Consider the following 24,188-nt stretch of genomic DNA (forward strand, 5'->3'; position numbering starts at 1 on the left):
TCGAGTACAGCATTGCGGCATATTCATAAGGAGCCCCGCCATGCATGTACTGATCGTTCTAGCACATCCAGAGAAACAATCCTTGAATGCCCATCTTGCCGAGAAAACGCGCCAAACGTGGCTTGATCTAGGCCATGAGGCCACCTTGATCAATCTGTATGGTGAAGATTTCGACCCCCGCGAGGCCGATTGGCACTACTCTACCAGAAAGGATGTTGACAAGTTCGACGCTATGCAGGAGCAGCGCCATCACTGGGACATGAAGAGGTTACCCAGCACAGTCGAGCGTCATATCAGTCTGCTTTCGCGAGCCGATGCCGTGGTCATCCATTTCCCTTTTTGGTGGTTCGGTGCGCCTGCAATTCTCAAGGGTTGGTTGGATCGTGTGTTCGTCTACGGCGGCTTGTACAAAAGTGATATGCGGCATGAAGACGGCTCGATGCGAGGGAAAAAAGCACTGCTCGTTTCCACCGCTGGTGCGTCGATGCAAGCCTGCGCGGCGAATGGACGTGACGGCGACATGCGTTTGATGCTCTGGCCATTGATGTACTCGTTGCATTACGTCGGCTTTGATGTCCTTGAGCCGCATTTAATCTATGGCGTTCGGGGAGGGCTGGTTGCAGACGAAGAAAACCGCCAACGGGATCAATTGACACAACAGTCCCTTGAATATCAGGCAAAGCTGGCCCGCTGGACAGATTGGCCTTCGGTTCCATTCAATCGAAATGAGGATTTCACTGACGGCCAGGCTTTGAAGCCGAATGCACCGGTCTACAGTCCGTTCATTCGTCATGCCGAGGTGGCTGATACTGCTGTGCAGGCCGAGATCAGCCAACTGTAGGCCCGCGTTGCCGTGGCAAGCATCGCCAGCCAATCTCCCATGACACCACGCCGCCGCGTGCGTATTTCAGTGATGGTGAACACCTAGTTCGGCGACGTGGGCGCTTCTAGTTCAGTCGACCTGGACAGCAGAAGACCCAAAAAACTACTTCGTACCGATGGCCTATCGCTCATGATGCCCGCAATCGGCCGAGGCTGTGTGAAAACACAAATTCGCGAAAAATCATAGATAGGGAAACCCTTCCCATCATCGAGAAAATTGAATAGCGATCGATCTGAGAAGTCGTTTTTTTCGTCAATTCAAAAATTCTACGTTTTTACACAGCCTCCGCCAAAAAGAGACGTTATCCATATGAACATTGAATAACCGGCTCTCAGACATGTGGTCTTCCTCCAAATAACGTTGGTGGGTCAAATCGCATCTGCCAACTATGCCATCCCATTTGCATTCGAAAGACATGAAACCGCGCGGAAAGCTTTGCCCTGTAAGCTCTTGTGAGGTGCATATGGGTCAATTGCATGCCAATTGACCCATGTTGAATTGCACTGAAAACTGACCCACTTATCCAGGAAATTTGCACCCTAAGTTGACCCATGTTTAGACCACAATCCTGCTCATGACTGCGAGCGGGAGAACGGAGTGATAGACGTGGCCCTACGTGGAATTATTCGACGCTGGTACATCAGAGACCGCATCTCAATTCGGGAAATCGCCCGCAGGCTCGACATTTCCCGCAACACGGTTCGACGATACATTCGATCGGAAGCAGTTGAACCGTCCTATCCCACAAGGCAATCATCAAGTTCGCTCGATGAATTCGTACCTCGGCTATCCACATGGCTAACCGCTGAAGCAGCCAAATCTCGAAAGCAAAGACGAACCCTGAAACAGATGTTCCTGGAGCTGAAAGAACTGGGATACGAGGGGTCGTACGATCGTGTGGCTGCCTTTGGAAGGCAGTGGAAGGTGGGTCAATTGGAGAGGGTCAATTCTGCGAGCAAATCAACATACATTCCGCTTTCGTTCGCCCCTGGAGAGGCTTTCCAGTTCGACTGGAGCGAGGACTGGGCTGTCATTGCCGGCGAACGTACAAAGCTGCAAATTGCGCAATTCAAACTTAGTCATAGCCGAGCCTTCTTCCTCCGGGCCTATCTGCTACAGACTCACGAAATGCTCTTCGATGCACATGCACATGCATTTGATGTACTGGGCGGGGTGCCCCGTCGTGGCATTTACGACAACATGAAAACAGCCGTTGATAAAGTGCGGACAGGTAAGCAACGAGATGTGAACGCACGGTTCCTAGCCATGACCAATCACTATTTGTTTGACGTCGAGTTCTGCAACCCTGCGTCCGGCTGGGAAAAGGGGCAGATTGAAAAAAATGTCAGGGATAGCAGAAGCCGGATTTGGCAAAAGGTACCATCGTTCCCCACGTTGGATTCCCTTAATCAATGGTTGGCTGAGGAGTGCAAGCGACTATGGAGGGGAATCAAACACCCGGAATTAGACGAAAGCGTGTGGTCTGTATGGGAAGCCGAGCGACCGCATCTTTTGGCCATGGGGAAAAGGTTTGACGGCTTCGTCGAACAGTCAAAGCGTGTCTCGCCGACGTGTCTGGTTACACTCGATCGCAACCGCTACAGCGTTCCTTCGTCATTCGCGAATCGGCCAGTAAGTCTGCGTATTTATGCAGACCGGTTGCTATTCATAGCCGAGGGGAAAACGATTGCGGAGCACGTTAGAGTTATCAATCGTGATCATGGCCCCGGGCAGACGATTTATGACTGGAGGCACTATCTCGCTGTCTTACAGCGAAAGCCCGGCGCTCTGCGTAATGGTGCGCCATTTTCCGAACTTCCGCCGGCGTTCAAAGAAATGCAAACAATCTTGCTTAAAAGGCCGGGAGGAGATCGAGAAATGGTGGAGATCCTGGCCTTGGTTATGTTCCACGATGAGAAAGCTGTTTTATCCGCTGTTGAAACGGCGTTGGCAAGCGGGGCGCCCTCGAAGCAAATCGTGCTTAACGTTCTTAGTCGCCTCTTGGATGGAGCTCCAGCCCCGAAGATTACTGCGCCACAAGCACTACAACTAAGTATAGAGCCTGCAGCCGACGTTGGAAGATACGATACCTTGAGAACGAAGGAGGATGATCATGTCGACGCAGCCTGAGGCAATTTTGGAGATGTTTCGCATTCTCAAACTACGAGGAATGGCACATGCCATTGCAGATTTGGCGTCGCAAGAATCTCCCGCATTCCACGCTGCACTTCCTTTTCTTGCGGATTTGGTCAAGGCAGAAATTTCTGAACGAGAAGTTCGATCGCTGGCTTACCAAATGAAGATAGCTAAGTTTCCAGCTTACCGAGACCTGAACGGTTTCGATTTTAGTGTCAGCGAAGTTAATGAAGCATTAATCCGAAAACTCCATACCTGCAATTTTTTGGAGTCACGGCAAAACATCGTTTTCGTTGGTGGCCCAGGGTAATCCTCCCTTAAAACCAACGCCGCCAGAAGTAGAATATTCTCACAGAGGAGTTCTACAAATGAAGAGATCGAAGTTCACAGACAGCCAGATTATCGAGGCGATCAAGCGTGTTGAAGCAGGCCTTGGTGTTCCGGACATCTGCCGCGAACTAGGCATCAGTACAGCGACGTTCTATAAATGGCGCTCGAAGTACGGCGGCATGGATGTATCGATGATGGCGCGCATGAAGGAGCTCGAAGCGGAGAACGCCCGGCTGCGCAAAATGTACATCGAGGAAAAGCTCAAGGCCGAGATTGTGGCAGAGGCGCTCGAAAAAAACTGGTAAGGCCATCTCGTCGCAGCGAGATGGCCAAGCGCGTTGTTGAAGAACGTGGTGTGCCGATCAAGCTTGCCTGTCAGGCGTTTAAGGTAAGCGAAACCTGTTATCGCTATATCAGCAAGCGTAAGCCAGAGAATGAAGAGATCGCAAACTGGTTGCTCCGACTGACCGATAACCACCGCAGTTGGGGCTTTGGTCTGTGTTTCCTGTATCTGCACAACGTCCGTGGCTTTGGCTGGAATCATAAGCGCGTCTACCGTATCTATCGCGAACAGGAGTTGAACCTGCGTATCAAACCGCGCAAGCGGTTGGTCCGCGAAGTACCTAGGCCGCTTGCTGTACCTAGTGGCTGCAACCAGACCTGGTCGATGGACTTCATGCACGACCAGCTTGCAGATGGGCGAAGCATCCGCTTGTTCAATGTGATCGACGACTTTAATCGAGAGGCACTGGGCATCGAAGTGGATCTCTCGCTACCATCGGAGCGAGTGATTCGTAGCCTGAAGCAAATCATCGAATGGCGCGGTAAACCCAGCGCCATTCGATGCGACAACGGCCCGGAGTACCTGAGTACCACAATTACACAGTGGGCACAGCAAACGGGCATTGAGCTGCAGTACATCCAGCCGGGCCAGCCGCAGCAGAACGCTTATGTGGAACGGTTCAACAGGACTGTGCGCTATGAATGGCTATCTCAGTATCAGTGGGATGATTTGGAGCACGTTCAGCAATTTGCGAGCAACTGGATGTGGACCTACAACCATGAACGCCCTAACATGGCCTTGGGCGGATTTACCCCGAAACAGCGGCTGGCCATGGCTGCTTGACGTTTCTACTTCTGGCAAACGTTAGAAATGGGGGGATTACCCCAGGAACCGGAAAGACTCATCTTGCAAGTGCTCTCGGGATTCAGGCAATAGAGCATCATGATGCGAGAGTTCGATACTTCTCCACGATTGAGCTCGTCAATCTTCTTGAGCAGGAGAAACAGCAAGGCCGCCCTGGTCATCTCGCGAACCGCCTTCTTTATACCGATTTGGTGATATTAGATGAACTGGGCTATCTTCCCTTTAGTCAAGCTGGTGGTGCTTTACTATTCCACCTCATTAGTAAGCTCTATGAGCGAACCAGCCTAGTTATCACTACTAATTTGGGTTTTGGAGAGTGGGGATCGGTATTCGCCGACCCTAAGATGACGACCGCACTTCTAGATAGACTTACTCATCACTGCCACATAGTCGAAACTGGCAATGACAGCTATCGTTTTAAAAATAGTTCGACGCGTGACATCAAAAAAGGAAAATCAAATAACCGGCCAACTGCACAATAATAGAAATTCATGAGGGTCAAGATTCGATGCAAATTCCGGGTCAGTATTCGATGCAACATCACACTTCTTCGGAATGGGAGAGATGACGCCCGCAGCTGCGCAAGTGCTGCTGGACGTGGTCGACAGGCGTTCACGTACGGGATCAGTACTCATCACCGGCTAGTATCCAGTGGAAAATTGGCGTGGTTTCTTCCCGGACCCGACAATAGCGGACGCGGTCTTGGACCGTGTTGTCCATCAGGCTTACAAGATCCAGCTGAAAGGGGAGTCAATGAGAAAACTGCGCGGCAAGTAGTCACTTGCTGAAGTCTAAATAAGTCCACGTTGCCAAAGAACTGTCCATGTGGCCGTTTCAATGCTTGTGTTGCCGGCTGCTTGTCCAGACTTCCGTCACAATGTCCACCTGGTTCCGATCTGAGTGTCCAGTTCAGACTGAACCAGGTGTCCAGTAGTGACCGAAATATGCACCGCGCACCTTCAGAATTTCGGTGGCATCAGGCGCCTAGCCAAAGGCCGGGCCACAACGCCAAGTTCTCGGCTTGCCGCGATGTCCGGCGCACCGGCCAGGCCCAGGGCGAAGCCCGCCGATACCACCACCATCATCAAATCGAAAGAGGCCACACGCTCGGCGATCAGGGGTTCGCGCTCGGAGCGACGCAACAGGCGCTCGATCTGCCGCGCGTGCCCTCGCACGCCTGTAGATCACCCACCACCGGCGGGAATTGCAGCAGGTCTTCCAACGGAATCCGCTTGTGCTTGAGCAGGTGATAGCGTGCCGGCACGGCCACCAGCAGCGAGACATTCCACGCCGCTTCGCGGCCATGCTTTCACCTACCTCAGGGGCACGGTGCGGCCGTTGTTGTAGTGCGGTTCATCCAGTTTGAAGCGATCGGTCTCGACGAAGACGTGTCCGGCGCCACAGGTGGAGCTTTATTACTCGTAAGAGATGAGGAAGGATCTATTCAAATGCACGTCATCATCACAGAGCGGACGGCGCATATTCAGCGATTCGGCACTAATTTCAGGTAGTTCGCCCAATCGTTCATCATCACTCGTCGCTTACCTAATGCATCTCCGCGCCGATAAGCTGCCTCGACCTTGCTTTCCAACGTGTGGGCGAGAGCTTGCTCGGCGAGCTCTCGCGGATAGAATGTCCGCTCGCCAACCCAGTCTCGAAATGTGGAGCGAAAGCCGTGGGGAACGGCGGCAACCTCCATACGTCGCATCAATTGGGTCAAAGTCATATCAGAAAGTTGCTTGCCTTGCGGCGAAGGAAAGACCAGTAGAGAGTCAGCTAAACGAGGTAGCTTTCCGAGCAATTCGACAGCGTCATCTGAGAGCGGTACACGATGCTCCACCCTCGCCTTCATGCGAGTTGCTGGCACGATCCACACCCGGTTCTCTAGATCAATTTCTGCCCACGTAGCGCCACGAACTTCACCTGATCTTGCAGCCGTCAGGATCAAGAACTCCAGAGCTCTTGGGCCCAAACCTTCTTTTTGGCGCAGCCTTGCGAAAAATTCTGCGACATCATTCAGCGCCATCGCGGCGTGATGCTTCACGTTCTGCACCTTCGAGGGTGCTGGCAATATAGTATCTAGGTGGCCCTTCCAACGAGCCGGATTCTCACCGAATCGATACTTCCGAACCGTAGCGAAATCTAGTACTGCCTCTATTCGGCCACGCAATCGACTTGCTGTTTCATTCTTGGTCTTCCAGATTGGCTCTAAGCACTCCAACACATGCTGCAAATCGACCTCTGAGACAAGTAGCTGACCCAAATACGGGTAGGCGTAGCTGGCCAGCGTGTTACTCCATTGTTGGCGATGCTTCGGATTTTTCCATTCGCCAGATTTAGCTTCAATATAGGCTTCCGCGCACTGCTTAAAAGTTTTTTCGCTAGCCTGCTGGCTGCGTAACGCGATTTTCAGCTGACGCTTGTGAGCCAACGGATCAATTCCGTTTTGTACGTTCTTCCGGTAGTCCCGTGCGAGGTCTCGTGCTTCTGCGAGCGAGACCGCAGGATATGCTCCCAACCCTAGATCTCGGCGCTTATCGCCAATTTGAATCCTCAGCACCCACGCTCGCGCGCCGGATGAAACACGCAAATGCAACCCATCAACACCGCCCACTGCATGCCGGCCTTGCTCTTTTATCTTACTAACGGCTAGCGCAGTTAATTCCTTGGCTCGCTTTGGCACAATTCACTTCCCCTCACGTAAAGTCTGCCCACATTGTGCCCACATAAAGCAATGGATTTCAAGAGAAATCCTCGGACAAACCTGGACAACAAGAGGATACATAAATGTTTATAATCAACCAATTACAGAACATCCTTGGACATCCCCGTACAAAACCTTAGCGGACACAGCCTCCGCCAGGACATGATGGAAACGGGCCCGAATGGGCCCGTTTCCATTTATGCCGGCAAATTCATCCGAATTTCAAAACGTCTTAGTACTTAATACCGCGTTCATATCTCTAGAGCTCATTTCATATGCAGACGTGGGATGGGTCGCCTGCCGTTGTTGGAGATCGTCGCCGCAACAGCGCTACGACGCGTGGCCGCGCCTAGACAGACCACACCTGACCAGCTCTCGCTTTCGGAGACTGAATGTGAACAGGCCATAGTTTTGATACCACTCCCGATCCTGATATCGGGTAACGACAAGTGAACATCGGGCTGCTACAGTTCAACCTGTCACCCATTGATCAACGTCATCCCACCTCGTTTCTCGCCCCGATGTCACCAGCGAATTCACTAACAAGAAAAATCATCTGCCTGATCTTCCTCTTGGCGAGTTCTGCGCCAGCATGGGCCGCATCGGCAGACAATCTTTGCGCGGCACTCACCCCGTATCTCAAAGACCCCCGGCATCCCACGCTGCCGAACCCGGCACGTGAACCCAATGCCGTGGAAAAAGCCCTCATCGATCGCTCTGACATTGATCTGCTCTCCTGGACCGACTATGACAACGGCGCTGCCCTTGTGGACGCGGATAATGACGGGGTTGATGAGTTGTACGTCTGGAACGTGAATGGATCAGGACGCTTTGCCCTCATCCAGTTTTTTGAGCTCGGCAAGCAGGAGGACGGTCAATCGCAGCGCCTGATCGACAAGGGCAGCGTCAACAATGGCGTTCTGCTCTCGCCCTATTTCGTGCGCTTCGAAGGAATCAATTACCTCGTCTCCACCGTCAACGGTGACCACGAGGGGCTCAATATCCACCAGTTCGAGAAAGAGGCGAATGGCCGATATCGGATGCGTACCGTCTGCTCCATGAAGACCGTGATCACGACTGATCAGCGTTGTCGGCATCCCGCCTGCAAGGCCTTGCAAAAGCGGATGAGCAGCGAGGAGACAAATGACGCATTCGTCACGGCGGAATGGCCGCACAAGTATTTCTGGCCGGCCGGTCTGGCCGCATTTTTTGCCGACGCCGAGGGCGATATTGATAACACGGGAGAGTCGGCCTCGATATGGCGTCTCGGCAGGGAGGGCTATTACTTCGGATACATCTACTGGCATTTTCTGGCTATGGGCGACGAGCCACCCGCGCTGGACGCGTCGCTGCGCGGCGAAGCTGAATCGGGCGAAAATGGAAGGGCGGCACGACGTGTTCTGCCCGGACCGGCGCATGCGCGCCTGAGCAGGGTGCTGCGCAGCCAGAGTGCGCTGCTGACCAGAACGCTGCGTCAACCTGTGGAGCTTCCGAAGACCGGGCAGTTCTTCCTCTTCCAGGCGGAGAACGGCAAGACTTACTGGGCTTGGGATCTCGAGCCCAGGCCGTATGGCGAGGCCATTCACATCGTCTACACGAGGAACAAACGCTCGGATTACATCGGCCTGGTCAAGTCGGTGCGCACCTCTTTTCTGGAGCCTTGCCGGGCGGACTGTGTGTATCCGCTTGAACGATGATGCCGCATCAGCGTTGCCGGGCAAGATCGTTTCGAACTTCATCCATGCATCGCCCCCGTCCGCAACACCGGCCCCTCAATGATCGGCCAGCCCTTCTCCTGCAAACGCGCGATCACCTGCGCCAGCGGCACCGACGCCATGAAGCACAGATCCAGATCCCCCAGGAAGACATGACGAACCTTTGCCTGCCAAAAAAGCGGCCGCGTGTCATACGTCAGCCGCTACCGCCTGCCGCCAAAGATCGCTGAAATACTCCGGCAATCGACTCAACCGGATAACGGCGTTCACGCCCGGTCCCGAGTACCTATCCACACCACCAGCGCCTGCGCCGCCATCGGCCGCGCAAACAGATAACCCTGCACGAACGCACAGCCCATGCCTCGCAGCAGCTCGGCCTGCTCCTCGGTCTCCACGCCTTCGGCCACGCACTCCATCTGCTGCGAGCGCGCGATGCCGATGATGGCCGGCAGCAGCGACGAGGCGCACCCCTCTTCGCTCACGCGCAGGATGAAGGAGCGATCCAGTTTCACGCAGTTGAAATCAAAATTGTGCAGCGTCGACAAGGAGGAATAGCCAGTGCCGAAATCATCCAGGCACAGTCCGAACCCATACGTGCTCAACTGACGGAACTGCGCCTGCAGATGATGCGAGTCATCGATGAGCAGACTCTCGGTAAGCTCCAGCGTGATCATCGGCGGAGCCACGCCGGCATTGAGAACGATGTCGCGCACCTGTTCGAAGAAGTGCACGTTCATCGCCTGCCGCACCGAAACATTCACGTGCGCCGTGAATCCTTCCGGCAGGATGCCCAGCGCCTGCCACTGCGCCACATCGGCCGCCACCTTGCGGAAGGCCAGCGCACCCAGCTGCGAAATACGCTCGCTGCGTTCGGCCAGCGGAATGAATTCGGCTGGCGAGACCGCGCCGAAGGCCGGCGAGTGCCAGCGCATCAGTGCCTCCACGCCGTGCAGCGCCCCGCTGCGCAGATCGCAGATGGGCTGGTAGACCATGCTGAACTCAGCCTCCAGCGTGGCGGCATCCATGGCCGCCAACAGCGCCTGCACCCGTTCTTCGCGCGCCAGCATGGCCGGCTGGAACACGCAGTAACCGCCACCGCCCGGCTGCTGCGCCTGGCGCAATGCAATGGCGGCATTGGCCAGGCTCTTTTCCATGGCGGCCTTGCTGCGCTGTTCGCAAATACTCACGCCAAAACTCAGGAATACGCGCACCTCTTCCGCCCCACCGGTCGACAGCACCAGTTCGGACTTGCTGCGCAGGCGCATGAGCATGTCTTCATGGTCGACAGGCGCACCCAGCATCACCACGGCGATGCGGCTTTCGCTGTAGCGGCAGCGGACCAGCCGCTGGGCGGCAAAGTCACCCCACACAGGAGACACCTGCTGGCACAGGCTCTGCCACAGGTGACGCAGCGCGACCTTGTTGAGCGTATCGGCCAGGACCACATAGTTGTTGATCTCCACCATGCAGACCGTGGCCTGTTCCCACGCGCTCTGCTCCAGCCGCTCGGCTGCGCCGATCAGGCTCAGGAGGCCGCTTTCCTGATCGCGGTCGACCTTGTCGCGCAGTTCGTGATACAGCCTGTAGAGATTGCCGGCCATGCGCTCGACGGCATCCTGCACCGAGACGATTTCCTCGATGGCCCAGCCTTTGGGATAGAGCAGATCGAAGCGATGCGTTCCACTGGCCTCGCGAAAAGCCACCTGCTCGGCCTGATGGCGCAGACGCATCAGCGGCGAAGTGATGCTGCCGCGATACAGGCGGATCAGCACCAGGCCGCCGACCAGCATGACCGCGAGTGCGACCCAACTGATCCAGAAGATGCCATCGAACACCGACAGCAGTTCGGAGCGGGACGAAATCACCAGCACCCGGTAACCGGCCAGTTCAGCGGGTGCGCCGTCGATCTTCGACAGCGGCTGCTGGTAAATCAGGAACTTGCCGTTGGCATCGGTCTTGAGATTGACCATGCGCGAACGGTCCGCCAGGCGCGCAATGGCCAGTTCGGTAAAACGCGCGCGGCTGCCCGGCGGCTGGTCGATCAGGAAGCGCTTGTCGGCGGCACTGAGGCGGTCCGATTGCAGCAATACACGTTCATTGTCATCGACGATGAAGACCCCCGCCACCAGCGACTGCTGGACTGCCGCATCCAGCAGATGCTGCAGCCGCGCCTGCGAGAGATCGACGGCAATCACGCCTTGATCTTCCGGCGAGCGATTGACGGGACAAGTCATGGACGCATTCCACTGCGCATCGGCTCCCATGCTGAAGTAGATCGCGGAGACCTGTGGACATTCGGCGGTGGCATTCACATACCAGGGACGCTGGCGGGCGTCGTAGTCGGGCGTGACGGACAACGGCGCAAGGTGCTCGCCGTCGGGGCGCTGGTCGAAGTGTTGCAGGCCGGGATGGGCGTCATCCTGCAGGTAGTAGTCGAGGCTGCCGTAGCCCTTGAGATTGACAGCAATCAGCTGGCCACGGTTGTTGCCGAACTGGATGTAGGAAAAGCGCGGCTCCTCGGCATTCTCGCGGCGCGCCAATGACTCGATGAAGCGGGCCAGCGAACGCAGATCGCCATGCAAGGGGATCGAGGATTCCAGCATCAGGCCCTGCATCTGCTTGATGAACACCCCGCCCGCCAGGTACTCGGAGCGGAAGCCCTCCAGCACGCGATTGAGTTCGCGCTCCAGCAGCGGCTGCACGATCTTCTCTTCCAGGTCATGCTGCAGCCAGAAAAAACCGGCCGCGCCGAACGCCGCCAGGCAGCCCAGGAAACAGATCAGCGCGCCCGCGATGAGCTGCCCGATCTTCCACTGGTGATGTTTGTTGAGAAATCGCATTTCCCCTTCCCCGCCGCTGTTGCGCGTGCTGTAGTGAGCCAAGCGCTCTGGCTGGTGCTCCCCGTCTTGCTTGATATCGCTTGATATCGCCTGATATTGCGTGGTGATGCGTGGTGATGCGTGGTGATGCGTGGCGATGGGGAGCCTCGCGCTCCGCTGCGGCCCTCTGCTGTCACTGCGTCCCGGCTTCAGGCTATCAGGCTTCCGCTGTCCGACACTATCAGGAAAAGCATGAACGCGTGTCTTTTCCTACAATCATGGTCTTGATGCCTGGCCGCAACGGATTTGCCGTGCGGGAAAGCGCAGGCATCCTTATTTTTTCCGGCCAGTCCGGTAACGCGATTTTGTCCATGCATCCCTTCACCGCCCTGCTCCTGCTGACCGCCATCCAGATCGCCACCTCCTTTGCCGCGACCGCCGTGCTGACCATCTCGCCCCTGCTGGCCGAGACGCTGGGCATTTCCGTCCGCTGGGTCGGGGTCTACACGGCGGTGCTCTACGCGGCGGCGGCCTGCTCATCGATCTGGTTCGGCAACCGCGTCCATCGTCTCGGCGCATTCCAGGCCAGCCGCTGGTGCCTGGCGCTCTGCGCCTTGGGGATGCTCCTCATCGCGACCACCCACGTGACAGGGGTGCTGGCCGGCAGCGTACTCATGGGCATGGGCTACGGCGGCATCACGCCCGCCAGTTCCTACTTCCTCAGCCAGAGCGGCCCGCTGAAAAACCGCAGCCTGCTGTTCTCGATCCGGCAAAGCGGCGTCCCCGCCGGCGCTGCACTGGCGGCCTTGCTGGTGCCGGTCATGACGCAGCACGTCGGACTGCTGTGGGCCTTCGTGGCGCCGGGCCTGATCGGCCTGCTCGGTGCGATCGCCTTCAACAGCAAGTCGGCGCAAGACCTCGACCCGGCCCCGGCAGCCAGCAAAGGCGCGGCATCCGCAGAGAGCGTCTGGTCGCTGCTGCGCAGCCATCCGCCACTGCGCATCCTGACGCTGGTGGCCTTCCTGTTCTCGGGCTTGCAGGTCACTGCCATTGCCATGCTGCTGCCCTTCCTGCACGGCTTCCAGCAGATGTCGATCGAGCAGGCCGCCATGCTGCTGACGCTGTTCAATCTCGTGGGCGTGGTGTTCCGGCTGATCTGGGGCCGCTGCGTTGACCGCGGCGTGCCGGCGCTGCGCATGCTGGCCGTCTCCGGCCTGCTGGGCACGCTGGGCTTTGCCATTCTCGCATGGTCGGCCTTTGCGCCCACACCGGTGCTGATGTTCCATGCGGCCGCCGCCGCGCTCGGGGTGGCCGTGGTGGCCTGGAATGGCGTGCTGTTCTCGGAGATCGCCATCCTCGTGCCGCGCGCCCAAGTGGGCCGGGCCACCGGGCTGTGCGTGTTTGCCGGATTCATCGGCGTGGTGCTCATGCCCACCGTACTGACCCTGGCCATCGAGCAGCGCACCGCCTCCGGATTGGTGTTCGCGCTGGGCGCAGCGCTGTCGATGCTGGTCGGCTGGCAGACCTGGCGCCGCGCAGCGCGCCCAGGCCAGGCAACCTGATTCGCCTGCGCCACCGGTCGCGCGCGCTCACCGGCGTGCGGCCTTGGTGAAGCTGACCCGCCCCATCTCGCCGGCATTGGCCAGCAGGCGCAATCGCGCCGAGCGCCACTCTCCCAGCGCACGGATGCGTTCCAATTCGGCATCGGCCAGGGCCGTCTGGGCGTTGAGCATCTCCACGATATCGGCCGCACCCGTGTCGTACTTGCGCCGCACCGACTCTACCGAGCGCTGCGCCGCTTCCAGCAGGCCGCGTGCAGAGGCCATGCTGCGCAAGGCGGTGGTCGCCTCTGCATAGGTAGTGGCGATGTCGCCCAGCACCTGCGCCTGTACTTCACGCAGCTCGGCCTCGCGCATCTCCAGTTGGGCCTGCGCGCCATCGACCTTGTAGCCGTTGGCAAAGCCATCGAAGATCGGGATGGTCAGGTTCAGTCCGACCACCGTATCGCGATCGCCGCGACTGCCGGGCTGGTTCGGACGGCCGTTGATGTAACGGCTGGCCGTCATGTCCAGCGTCGGCAGGCCGTCGGCCACGGCGACTCTCACCTTCTCGCGGGCGGCCTCCACCTGCCCGCGTGCAGCCAGGATCGCCGGGTGATACTGCCGGGCCGATTGCAGCCAGCCCGGCAGGTTCTGCTCCAGCCCGAGCGGATCCTCCTCCGTCTCCGAGGACAACGTGATGACCGGTACGTCGCCCGCCTCGTCCAGCAAACCCAGCCCCACGGCCAGCATCACCACGCTGCGCTTGTACTGGCCGATGGCGCGCGCCAGTTCCAGCTCGGCCCTGGCCACGAAGGTGCGTGCCTGCAAGGTCTCAGGCAGGGCACCCACGCCGCGCTGCTCGCGCTTGATGGCGGCCTCCAGGATCTGGCGTGCCAGCGCCAGGCTGCGCTCGCGCGACTGCTGTGCGGCGCGCGCGCTGTGGGCGTCGTAATACAGGCTGACGGCATTGCCCATGGCTTTCTGCAGGGTGGCGTCCTGGCTGGCCGAGGCCGCCTGCAGCAGCACATCGGCCGCGCGCTGGTTGGCACTGCGCCCGCCGAAGTCGAGCAGGCGCCAGGTCAGCGTCGCATACAGCGTGCCGATCGAGCGCTTGCTGCTGCCCTGGTCCGACGTGGCGCTCTCGCGGTACTGGCCGACACCCGCCCCGAGAGTGGGCAGGTAGGCTGCACGCGCCTCGCCCAGTTGCGACGACTGCAGCTTGATCGCGGCCCATGAGGCTTGTACCTGGGGCTGATGGCACAGCGCCAGGTCCACCGCATCGACCAGCGTGAGCACCTTGCCCGGCGTGAAGGGGCTGGTTGCGCAGCCCGTTGGCCGGTCGTCGCCGGGCAGTATTTTTCCCTTGTCCAGTTCGGGCGGGCGTGCCAGCAAGGGATCGAAGCGCGCAGGCGGGGCGGCACCAGCCGGTGCCGCAAGCAGCGAGACCATCAGGATCAGGGCCGTTACCGCATGGCGCGGTCGCAAAGAGTCATCAACGCTCATGCAAAGCCTCCTTCTGATGCCGCATCAACGGCGACAGCACATACTCGATCACGCGCCGGCTGCCGGTCCGGATACCCACATTGACGGCCAGCCCGGCCGACAGCGGCAAACTGCGTCCATCGACATTCAAGCTGTTGCGGGAAAGCAGGATGCGCGCGGAATAGACCAGGCCCTTCTTCTCATCCTGAATGGCATCGCGCGAAACATGCACCACACGCGCCGGGACGGTACCGTACTTGGTGTAGTCGAAGGCATCGATCTTGACCTCGACCTCCTGCCCGATGCGCACGAAGCCGACATCCTTGTTCTCCAGCCAGGCCTCGATCTCGATGTCGCCCTCCTCCGGCACGATCTGCATCAAGGGCTGGGCCGCCGCCACCACACCGCCCACGGTATGCACGGCCAGCTGCTGCACGGTGCCGCTGACGGGGGCCATGAGCGTGAGCAGGCGGCTGCGCTCTTCGGCGCGGCGCTGGTCCTGCTGTGCGGATTCGATGATCTTCTCGGCTTCGATGCGACTGTCGTGGGCTTCCTTCTGCGTCTGCGCCAGCAGCGCGGTGCGCTGGTTGCGGGCCTCGCTCAACTGGCCTTGCAGATCCACCCTCGCTTGCTCCTTCTCCAGCCATGCATGACGCGAGACAGTGTTGTCGGCCATCAGCTCCTTGTAATCAGCGGCACGCGCGCTGGCCAACTGCAAGGCCGCTGCATAGCGCGTTATCTCGTCATCGATCCGGGCCAGTCGCGCCCGGAAGTCCTGGTACTGCCCCTGCAACTGGCGCTCGGCCGACTCCCGCTGCGCACGGCCTGCGCCGCCAACCTCCGTCAGCTGCGGCGCCTGCAGCTCCTGCACCGCCTGCATCATGGCCGCCGCGCGCGCCACCTGCAACCGCGCCTGAGCCAAGGCATCGGCGGCCTTGTCGCGTTCGGCATCACTGCTGGTGGCATCCAGTTCCATGAGGATCTGGCCGACCCGCACGCGCTGTCCTTCCCTGACCAGGATGTCGCGCACGCTGGCCACCTCGATGGACGCGATGGTCTTGATCCGGGCCGAGGGAATGACCTTGCCGGTAGCGTTGACCACGATGTCGATGTGGCCCACCAGCGACCACAGCAGCGTGAGCAAGACCATCGCCATGAGCAGGCGCGCAGTCCAGCGCAGGCTGGCCGAATCGGGCGATTCCTGCAGCGACAGCGCGGCCGGCAGGAACTCGGCTTCCTGCTCGTTGTAGAAGCCGCTCTTGCGCGGATCGCGCTGGCGCCACGCATGCCGCAGTACGCGCCCATAGCGCTGCCACAGCGCCAGCCAGGCCCGGGAACGATGATGCAGACTCATGGTGTCTCCCCTTGCAATGGCTTGCCGGCCTGCAGCGCACACAGATGCGCATAGATGCCGTCGGGCAGCATGAGCAATTCCTCATGGCTGCCGCTCTCGACGACGCTGCCGCGCTCCATGACCACGATGCGGTCGGCATCGCGCACGGCCGACAGGCGGTGCGCGATGATGAGCACGGTGCGCCCGGCACAGATCTGGCGCATGTTGTCCTGGATGATTTTTTCGGATTCGTAGTCCAGCGCGCTGGTGGCCTCGTCAAAGATGAGGATGCCGGGATTGCTGATGAGTGCGCGCGCAATGGCGATGCGCTGGCGCTGTCCGCCGGACAGTCCGCTGCCCTGCTCGCCGACCAGCGTGTCATAGCCCTCGGGCAGTTCGCAGATGAAGTCATGCGCTCCGGCCAGCTTGGCGGCGGCGATCACCTGCTCGATCGGCGCGGAAGAATCGACCAGGGCGATGTTGTCGCGGATGGAGCGCGAGAACAGCGTGTTCTCCTGCAGCACCACGCCGATCTGCTGGCGCAGCGAGGCGGTGTCGATGATGGCGATGTCCTGCCCATCGACGGTCACGCGTCCGCTCTCGCAGACGTAGAGCCGCTGCACCAGCTTGGCCAGCGTGCTCTTGCCGGAGCCGGAGCGGCCGACGATGCCGATCACCTCTCCCGGCTGTATCTGCAGCGTCAGTCCGCGAATGACTTCCGGCGTTTCGGGACGATAGCGAAAACTTACGCGCTCAAACGCAATCGCACCGCTCACGCGCGGCAGGCGGGTGCGTTGGCCGGCCACTTCGCTGCGCGCATCGAGCACATCGGCCAGCCGGCTCATGGAAATGCCGATCTGCTGGAAGTCGTTCCACAGCTGCGCCAGGCGCAGGATCGGCGCCGCCACCTGGCCTGCCAGCATGTTGAAGGCCACCAGTTCGCCCACGGTCAGGGTGTTGTCCACCACCTGCAGCGCGCCCATCCACATGATGCCCACGCTGACCAGCTTGCTCACCAGGTTCACGCCGCCATTGGCTACAAGACTGATATTGGTGGTGGTGAGACCGGCGGCGACATAACCGGCCAGCTGCTGGTCCCACTTGCGTTGCCAGTGCGGCTCCACGGCCAGGGCCTTGACGGTGTCCATGCCGGTCAGGGTCTCCACCAGGAAGGACTGGTTCTCGGCGCTCTTGTTGAACTTGTCGTTCAGGCGTGCGCGCAGCACCGGTGTGAAGATCAGGGACAACAGCAGGTAGACCGGGATGGAAGCCAGCACGATCAGCGTCAGCGGCACGCTGTACCAGAGCATCACCGCCAGGAAGATGAAGGAGAACATCAGGTCCAGCACCAGCGTCATGGCATTGCCGGTGAGGAAGCTGCGGATGTTTTCCAGCTCGCGTACGCGGGCAATCGAGTCACCCGCGCGGCGTACCTGGAAGTAGGCCAGCGGCAGGCTCAGCAGATGGGCGAACAGGCGCGCGCCCAGTTCCACGTCGATCTTGCTGCTGGCCTTGGCGAAGATGGCGGTACGAATCCCGGTCAACAGGGCTTCGAAAATGGTGGCGGCGATCAGGCCGACCGCAATCACGTTGAGCGTCATCATGGCGTGGTTGACCAGCACCTTGTCCATCACCACCTGGAAGAACAGGGGCGTCACCAGGCCGATGATCTGCAGCACCAGCGAGATCAGCAGCACCTCGGCCAGCACCTTGCGATACTTGACCACGGCCGGGATGAACCAGGTGAAATCGAAGCGCGAGGACTCGCCCGCATAGCTGGCCTGGCTGGTCATGAGGATCACCTGGCCGCCCCAGAGCGCCATGAATTCGCTGCGCGTGAGGACCTGCGGTGCTTGCCCCGGCCGCTGGATCAGGATGCGCAAGGGCGCGCCCGCTGCCTCCTGAGGCGCGGCGTCGATCTTGGCCAGCACGAAGAAGTGTCCGGCGTGATCGACGCAAATGGCTGGTACCGGCGTGCGCTCCAGCCTGGCCGCTTGCTGGCGGATGGCGCGCGCCTTCATGCCCAGTGCGCGCGCGCCCAGCAGGATGGTCTGCACGTTGAAGGGCTGGCGGCCGAATCGGTGCTGCAATTGCCGGGCATCGGCTGCGATGCCGTGCAGCTTGGCCAGCATGATCAGGCACAGCAAGCCGCTGTCCGTCCCCGCCTGGCCGGGGTCGTGGTCCGTCTGGTTCATAGGATTTCCGAGAGGGTTGCTTCGAGGAGGGTGGGTCAAGGGCGGCCGCTGCCCTGCTGCAGGCCGCCTTGAAAGACCGTGGGTCCGGGCTCAGTGGGTCACGGTCAACAGCACCTGGTCCGCACTGGAATCGCCGCTGCGCCACTCGGTCTGGGTCGCCGCCGGCGGCGCGAAGCTGGCCATGGCTTGCACCAGTTTTTCCACATCGCTGTCGTAGAGGGTGTAACCCTCGGCGGTCCTGATGCGCTCGATGTGGTTGTCGCTGCCGCTTGCACCACCGACGTACCAGTCCTTGACGGTGATCTGGTCCTGTCCGCCCAGGACGTCGATCTGCAAGTCATTGCCCACGTGCCGGAACCACAGGTTGGTCTGCCTGATGTCGGTGAACTGCAGCGTATCCAGGTTGCCCTTGGTGGCATCGTTGTCGGCCACCAGGTCCTGGCCATCCCCGCGGCTGAAGACGTAGGTGTCGTTGCCGGCCTGGCCTGCCAGCGTATCGTCGCCACGGCCGCCGGTGAGAATGTTGTTGCCGCGATTGCCGACCAGCTGGTTGTCCAGCGCATTGCCGCTGCCGTTGAGGCTGGCGTCGGTCATCTTGATCGGTGCCACCGTGATGAGCGCATTCGCGCCGTCGACATTGGCCGCGTAACGCAGCTGCTCCATGGTCAGGAAACGGCACATGTCGCTGGCATTGCCCTGGCCGGAATCGGTGATGTAGACGCCTTGCGCAACACCCGTGGCCTCATCGCAAACCACACCGGTGAGCGTGATCACGTGATCGCTGCGTACCGGGCTGCCGTTGTCGCCATGCCCCCACAGCCGTGACGAGCACACGCCGATGATGGCACCTCGGCCTGCCTGCAGGGCATCCAGCAGCTTCTGCTCCTCATAGCTGGTGAACATCTGGTGGGCCATGTGATAGCTGTCCAGAATCTTGCTGCGTTCGTAGACATTCGTGCCGCCTCCCATGCCGCTGGCATTCTTGGGCGTGCACCAGCCCATCTGGATCGCGCGGCGTACTACATCGGGCTCGCTGACGGACTGTCCGGCGATGGTCAGCAGGTTGGCGATGCTGGCCTCGCCACAGGTGCCGTCGTAACCCGCAATATCGCCGCCCTGGTCGTAGTCGAGGTGGTAGTCATGCGGCGCGCCATAGACCAGCACCGGCTTGCCGTCCATGCTGGCGCGCTGCGGTGTGCCCGCGTCCAGCAGCACCAGATTCTCGACGTGCTCCCCGAGGGTAGTGCTGATGCGGGAGTAGACGGTATCGATACCCTCGCCTGCCAGTTCGATCACCTTGTCGCCGGGGTTGTCGATGAAATAGCTGTCGCTGCCCTTGCCCCCGATCATGGTATCGGCACCAGTAGCGCCGTCGATGACGTTGTCCTGGCTGTTGCCCACGATGAGGTTGTCCAGGCCATTGCCACCGGCGTTGTAGTTGCCACCGTCGAGCAGATGCAGTTCTTCCACGAACTCGGTCAGCGCATAGCTGCTGCCGGCCAGCACCGTATCGTAGCCGCCGTTGTCGCGCTCCAGCACCACATCGCCGGGACTGCTGACGACGTAGGTATCGTTGCCGCTGCCGCCTTCCATGTGATCGTTGCCGGCCCCGCCATCGAGATAGTCATCGCCTCCGGCGGTGATGAGGGTATCGTCGCCGGCGCCGCCATGAAGTTTGTCATTGCCCACCACGCTGGCCGGCAATGGTTCCAGCCAGTTGGCGCGGATGTCGCTGCCAACCAGGTAATCATTGCCGTCACCGCCGTAGAGGATGTCGTCTCCATTGCTCCCGGTCAGCTGGTCGTCCCCCTCTTCGCCATGGAGCTGGTCATTGCCCTCGCCGCCATAGAGCTTGTCGTTGCCGGTGCCGCCCCGGAGCTGGTCGTTGCCCCCATTGCCCATCAGGCTGTCATTGCCCGCTCCGCCGAAGATCACATCGTCGTCCGAGGGAAGGACCGTCAATCCGAACAGGGACGCGTTGCCGATATCGTTGCCCATGAGGGTGTCATCGCCATCGCCCCCATGCAGCCTGTCATTGCCCCAGCCTCCGAACATGCTGTCATTGCCCGCACCGCCATCGATGAGATCGTCACCTTCGCCGCCGGAAAGCTGGTCATCGCCGTCTTCGCCATAGATCCGATCATTGCCGCCGAAGCCGTTGACGCTGTCGTTGCCATTGCCTGCCCAGAGGATGTCGGCTCCGTTGCGGCCAAAGACCTTGTCGTCGCCGTCACCGGCCAGCAGGGTGGTCAGCCGTGCCGGATCGATGCCCAGCGCGTAGTCCAGTCCGTTGTTGCTGGCGCTGAGCAGGTCGGCGCCATCGGTGCCGATGAGAGTACCCGGCGCACTGCTGACGATCTTGAACTGGTTGGCCCGGAAATTGATCACCCCGCCGCCGGGCACAGGCATGCTGTTGTCGTTGTCGCGCAGGGTGCGGTAGTTGCTGGACGGGACCGGCGGATTCTCCTCGGCGGCACTGGCCTGCAAGCGCGCATTGCCGGCAGTGAAGATGCCGTAATCAGTGGCCCGCAGTGCATCGCGTTGCACTCGCTGCAGGGCATCGGCCAGCGCGCTGATCTCGCCGGGCTGGCCGATGCCGTCCTGGTTGGCATCGGACCAGGCCATGAGGCCGGACAATTCCGCGCCACTGAGTTCTCCATCCCGGTTGCCGTCCAACGCTGCGAGCTGAGCCGCAGTCACGCCTTGCAGACGCGCATCGAGAATGCGCCAGCTGCGATCGCTCACCTCATTCCTGGAATCGGCCTCGCTCACGTGGCCTTCGCTGAAGGCCTGCTGCGGCAGGAAGCTGCCCGGATCGAAGCGGCCCGCCTTGCGATAAACGGCGGGCGCATTGGAAGAATCCTCCGGTGCGGACGCGGCGGCAGGAACTGGGACCGATGCGTTGGCAGGTGCCGTGGTGGTGCCGCGCGTGATGATTGCTGGCAAGCTTGCCAGCGGCATGAGCGCGGGGCAGTAGAGATCGATGGGACAGAGCATCACCTGGCCATCCAACAGAACCGGCACATACACCGGAACCGGCTGACCCGTCTGCACCGACACCGGGGCCGGCGCGACCGGACAGGCGGGTGCCAGCACCGCAGGGGACATGGCCGGGGGCCGCACGCTCCTGGGCGCAGGGGCTGCCAGCGACAGCGCCACCAGCGCCGCAAGGGATGGCGTGGAAGTGGCCGTGGCAGCGGCGGTGGCGGCCGGTGCGCCGGCCATCCCGGCAGCCGTGCCGCCGGCCGTCTGGGTAGATGCGACAGAGATCGCACCCGCTGTGAGCGCCGTCTTCTCGGGCAGCCCATGCGCCACTGCAGCCTCAGTGACGTCCACCGACGCAAGAGATGAAGGCGGCGGCGGCAGCGGTCTGGACTCGCCAGGCATCGGGCCAGGGCTCCTGCCCGCAGCCTTGCTCGCAGCAAGCGGCGCGGAAGTGCTGCCCGTGCTCGTCGTGGAAGATGCCTCCCACAGCAAGCTGCGCGATGGCAGGCCGGCGTTGTCCGAGCCCCTGACGGCAAACTCGGCCGGGCTCATCGCCACGGCTTCCGCCTTCTTCGGCACAGGCGTGCCGCCAGCTGCAACGCGGACCGCTGGCGCTGCCGCCCGCGTCTTGCCGGACAGGTGCGCCAGCAGCTTCTCGGGCGTCACCAGCGTGATGACAGGCAGGATATCCTTGCGGTGTTCGTTTATTGTTTTCATGTTGTTTTCCCTGAACGGAGTGCAGCCGATGCGTGGAGGCGGGGCAAAACGTCCGTCTTTCCTCCCTTCGTGGTCCGGGGTGCGCAGCGACCGGCGCGGCGACATGCCGCAGCTCTGTTGTCACTGCAAGCTTGCCCTCCCCAGGGCAGCTTCCGTCGGCGGACGACACATGGTGTCAACCCGGCCACTTTTGCTGAAAGACAAAACAGTTTTGCCCCGTGGCAATTCAACCCCGGCACAGCTTCCCCGTAAATCGCACCAAAGGGCCGCCATGCCGCTGAAAATGGCGGTCCCCGCCCCATGCGGCTTGCAGGCCAAATGAAAGTTTTTTCCGCGACGCAGCGCGCAAAAGCGCCGCCCCATGCGACATGCAGCGCCAATCAAAAAGATCAAGCGGAAACGATATGAAGCTTTCTGTCCGTGGACGGCGCGCACGAAACTTCACCTAGGTACAGAACGAAGCGAGCTTATTTTCATTTTTGAGACACATCGCCGCGCTACCACGAATGCTCTGCCCGCCGCAATACTCCAGAATCCCAATGTGACGAATGCGCCCTTGTGCTTTACCCTGTGATTCAGTAGATTGGCGAAAAAAATTGAAAGTCCGAGAGCCACCCTCGAAGGTGCTCCGAGACAACGGAGACGGAAATCAATCATCCTGCCCCTCGCCGCCCGCAGACCTGCTTTGCGGCGCCGATGAGCGTCTTGCTTGCCGTTTCCGGATGTTTGACAGGCTGGTGCGAAATTTGCATCGTCTGACACAAAACAACAGGAGCCCGCGCCATGCATGCCGACCATTTTTCCGTTCACGCCGAACAGTTTTCGGATGTGGACCAGCAAGCCAGTACGCTCACCGGATGGGAGCAGGAGTACCAGCAACTGGGCAGTGGCCGTTTCGTCGGCGCGCTGGCCATGGTGCAGACCGACGAGTTCTGCTTCATCCGCGAGACCACCAACACCGCCCTGCACGAACGCATCGTGCCGCCGCCCGAGCAGATGGTCATCGGCATCTGCAACACCAGCGCCCAAGGCCACTTGCTCAACGGCCGGCCGCTCACGCAGGACCAGTTGATCGTGCTCGATGGCAGCCGGGCACACCACATCCGCACCAACGGTCCGATCGAATTGCTGGGCATCTCGGTGCAGCGCGAGCTGTTCCTGTCGCAGCTGCACGAGCAGGATGAAGCCAGCGTGCGCAAATGGCTGGACCTGTCCGTGCTGCAGCTCGACGCAGCCACGGCGGGCATGCTGCGCCATTACTTCTCGGTCGCCTTCGATCTCCTCAACACGCCAGCGGGCAAGGCCACGCGGCCGATCAGCCCGCGTGCGCTGGCTTCCACTGCCATCAGCAACGTGGCGCTGGCGCTCTCGCTGAACCAGGGCCATCACGAACTGGAATCGACCCTGCCCTCGCGCCAGCGGCGCGAACGCATCGTGCAGAACGCCATCGACTACATGCGCACGCATGCGGGCGAGGAGATCGGCATCCTCGATGTCTGCCGCGCCACCCACGTGAGCCGCCGCACCCTGCAATACTGTTTCGAGGAACGGCTCGACATCTCGCCGCTGCAGTACCTCAAGGCGCTGCGCCTGAACGCGGCGCATCGCGAAATCAAGCGGCGCAGTGGCGAAGAACGCGGCCACGACACCATCGGCAACCTGGCCGCCCTGTGCGGTTTCAACCATCCCAGCCGCTTCGCCTCGGAATACAAGAAGATGTTCGGCGTCCTGCCTTCGGAAACGGTCATCAAAACGGCCGCACAATCCTGAGTCTGCCGGCACAGTCCGCATTGGTAACGCCCGTTACCAATATGGACTGTGCCGCTGCCCTGGGCAATTTTGGGGCAGAGGTCTAGCCATTTTTGGCAAAGCTGCCCTGTCTTGGTCCACCTCCTCCATCGTCCACTCTCATTTGCACCCGGAGCACGCATCACCATCTGCGCGTGCTCCGGGCAAGTCCGCCTCAAAATACGAGCTTTTCTCGCGATAAAACCGACCAGTTGGTTGATTAATATTGTTTCCGGCAACAATCTTGTTTTTGTCACAGGTCAATTCAACGACAAGGGAATAATCCGCTCCATTCTTCGCCCCTCAACATCCTGCCGGACAAATCGGTCAGCCTCGCCCTGCAAGCCTTTTTCAAAGCCGATTACAGCGGGGCCGTCTGGTTTTGCACCATCCCCTCCGGGCGTTCCTCCCGA

13 protein-coding genes and 4 pseudogenes are annotated in these 24,188 nt (G+C 60.3%); 9 read left to right on the forward strand and 8 right to left on the reverse strand.

Features of this window, described 5'->3' with window-relative positions:
* The first annotated feature begins 40 nt into the window (after positions 1-40).
* From ACWFUC_RS20185 to ACWFUC_RS20210, 6 genes and pseudogenes are all read left to right on the forward strand, one after another.
* Positions 41-841, forward strand: a complete 801-nt coding sequence (locus ACWFUC_RS20185; protein WP_489637307.1) for an NAD(P)H-dependent oxidoreductase — start codon at positions 41-43, stop codon at positions 839-841.
* A gap of 639 nt (positions 842-1,480) precedes the next feature.
* Positions 1,481-3,013 (forward strand): IS21 family transposase, encoded by a 1,533-nt coding sequence (gene istA, locus ACWFUC_RS20190; protein ID WP_489637308.1) that lies wholly within the window; start codon positions 1,481-1,483, stop codon positions 3,011-3,013.
* A pseudogene (locus ACWFUC_RS20195) lies at positions 2,997-3,326 on the forward strand (ATP-binding protein); the annotation flags it as partial. The gene istA and the pseudogene ACWFUC_RS20195, both read left to right, overlap by 17 nt.
* A gap of 61 nt (positions 3,327-3,387) precedes the next feature.
* Positions 3,388-4,475, forward strand: a protein-coding gene (locus tag ACWFUC_RS20200) for an IS3 family transposase (RefSeq protein WP_489637309.1) whose coding sequence is annotated in 2 segments (ribosomal slippage) — positions 3,388-3,640 and positions 3,640-4,475 — 1,089 coding nt in all. Because the reading frame shifts where the segments join, the coding sequence is not laid out codon by codon here.
* Between the two features lie 41 nt (positions 4,476-4,516).
* A pseudogene (locus ACWFUC_RS20205) lies at positions 4,517-4,978 on the forward strand (ATP-binding protein); the annotation flags it as partial.
* Between the two features lie 169 nt (positions 4,979-5,147).
* The gene (locus tag ACWFUC_RS20210) at positions 5,148-5,273 is read left to right on the forward strand and encodes an ATP-binding protein (protein ID WP_252695101.1); all 126 of its coding nucleotides are present in this window, start codon (positions 5,148-5,150) and stop codon (positions 5,271-5,273) included.
* Positions 5,274-5,476: 203 nt separating this feature from the next.
* On the opposite strand, the pseudogene ACWFUC_RS20215 reads toward ACWFUC_RS20210, so the two are convergent.
* Both ACWFUC_RS20215 and ACWFUC_RS20220 read right to left on the reverse strand, forming a co-directional pair.
* Positions 5,477-5,825, reverse strand: a pseudogene (locus ACWFUC_RS20215) (LysR substrate-binding domain-containing protein); the annotation flags it as partial.
* A 154-nt stretch (positions 5,826-5,979) separates the two neighbouring features.
* On the reverse strand, positions 5,980-7,179 hold the full coding sequence (locus ACWFUC_RS20220; protein ID WP_489637310.1) for a tyrosine-type recombinase/integrase: 1,200 nt from the start codon (positions 7,177-7,179) through the stop codon (positions 5,980-5,982).
* A gap of 470 nt (positions 7,180-7,649) precedes the next feature.
* Between ACWFUC_RS20220 and ACWFUC_RS20225 the strand changes: the two genes are divergently transcribed.
* Complete coding sequence (locus ACWFUC_RS20225) at positions 7,650-8,897, forward strand: hypothetical protein (protein WP_489623104.1); 1,248 nt, start codon at positions 7,650-7,652, stop codon at positions 8,895-8,897.
* Between the two features lie 50 nt (positions 8,898-8,947).
* On the opposite strand, the pseudogene ACWFUC_RS20230 reads toward ACWFUC_RS20225, so the two are convergent.
* Both ACWFUC_RS20230 and ACWFUC_RS20235 read right to left on the reverse strand, forming a co-directional pair.
* A pseudogene (locus ACWFUC_RS20230) lies at positions 8,948-9,058 on the reverse strand (VOC family protein); the annotation flags it as partial.
* Positions 9,059-9,181: 123 nt separating this feature from the next.
* The gene (locus tag ACWFUC_RS20235; protein ID WP_489637311.1) at positions 9,182-11,755 is read right to left on the reverse strand and encodes an EAL domain-containing protein; all 2,574 of its coding nucleotides are present in this window, start codon (positions 11,753-11,755) and stop codon (positions 9,182-9,184) included.
* A 350-nt stretch (positions 11,756-12,105) separates the two neighbouring features.
* Between ACWFUC_RS20235 and ACWFUC_RS20240 the strand changes: the two genes are divergently transcribed.
* Positions 12,106-13,296 carry an MFS transporter gene (locus ACWFUC_RS20240; RefSeq protein WP_489623106.1) on the forward strand — a complete coding sequence of 397 codons (1,191 nt, stop codon included), beginning with the start codon at positions 12,106-12,108 and terminating at the stop codon, positions 13,294-13,296.
* Positions 13,297-13,323: 27 nt separating this feature from the next.
* Here ACWFUC_RS20240 and ACWFUC_RS20245 read toward each other — a convergent pair whose 3' ends face one another.
* The 4 genes from ACWFUC_RS20245 to ACWFUC_RS20260 all read right to left on the reverse strand — a co-directional run bounded on the left by ACWFUC_RS20245 (position 13,324) and on the right by ACWFUC_RS20260 (position 21,987).
* The gene (locus tag ACWFUC_RS20245) at positions 13,324-14,778 is read right to left on the reverse strand and encodes a TolC family protein (protein ID WP_489623107.1); all 1,455 of its coding nucleotides are present in this window, start codon (positions 14,776-14,778) and stop codon (positions 13,324-13,326) included.
* Positions 14,768-16,111: an HlyD family type I secretion periplasmic adaptor subunit gene (locus ACWFUC_RS20250; RefSeq protein ID WP_489623108.1), complete on the reverse strand. Its 1,344-nt coding sequence runs from the start codon at positions 16,109-16,111 to the stop codon at positions 14,768-14,770. Before ACWFUC_RS20250 ends, ACWFUC_RS20245 begins: the two co-directional genes overlap by 11 nt.
* Positions 16,108-18,285: a type I secretion system permease/ATPase gene (locus ACWFUC_RS20255; protein WP_489623109.1), complete on the reverse strand. Its 2,178-nt coding sequence runs from the start codon at positions 18,283-18,285 to the stop codon at positions 16,108-16,110. Before ACWFUC_RS20255 ends, ACWFUC_RS20250 begins: the two co-directional genes overlap by 4 nt.
* Positions 18,286-18,375: 90 nt before the next feature.
* A complete protein-coding gene (locus tag ACWFUC_RS20260; protein ID WP_489623110.1) occupies positions 18,376-21,987 on the reverse strand; it encodes a calcium-binding protein in 3,612 nt (1,203 codons plus the stop codon).
* A 783-nt stretch (positions 21,988-22,770) separates the two neighbouring features.
* On the opposite strand from ACWFUC_RS20260, the gene ACWFUC_RS20265 reads away from it, so the two are divergent.
* Positions 22,771-23,757: a helix-turn-helix domain-containing protein gene (locus ACWFUC_RS20265; protein WP_134135913.1), complete on the forward strand. Its 987-nt coding sequence runs from the start codon at positions 22,771-22,773 to the stop codon at positions 23,755-23,757.
* The last annotated feature ends 431 nt before the right edge of the window (positions 23,758-24,188 follow it).

The organism is Herbaspirillum sp. Her4 (genome assembly GCF_057961335.1).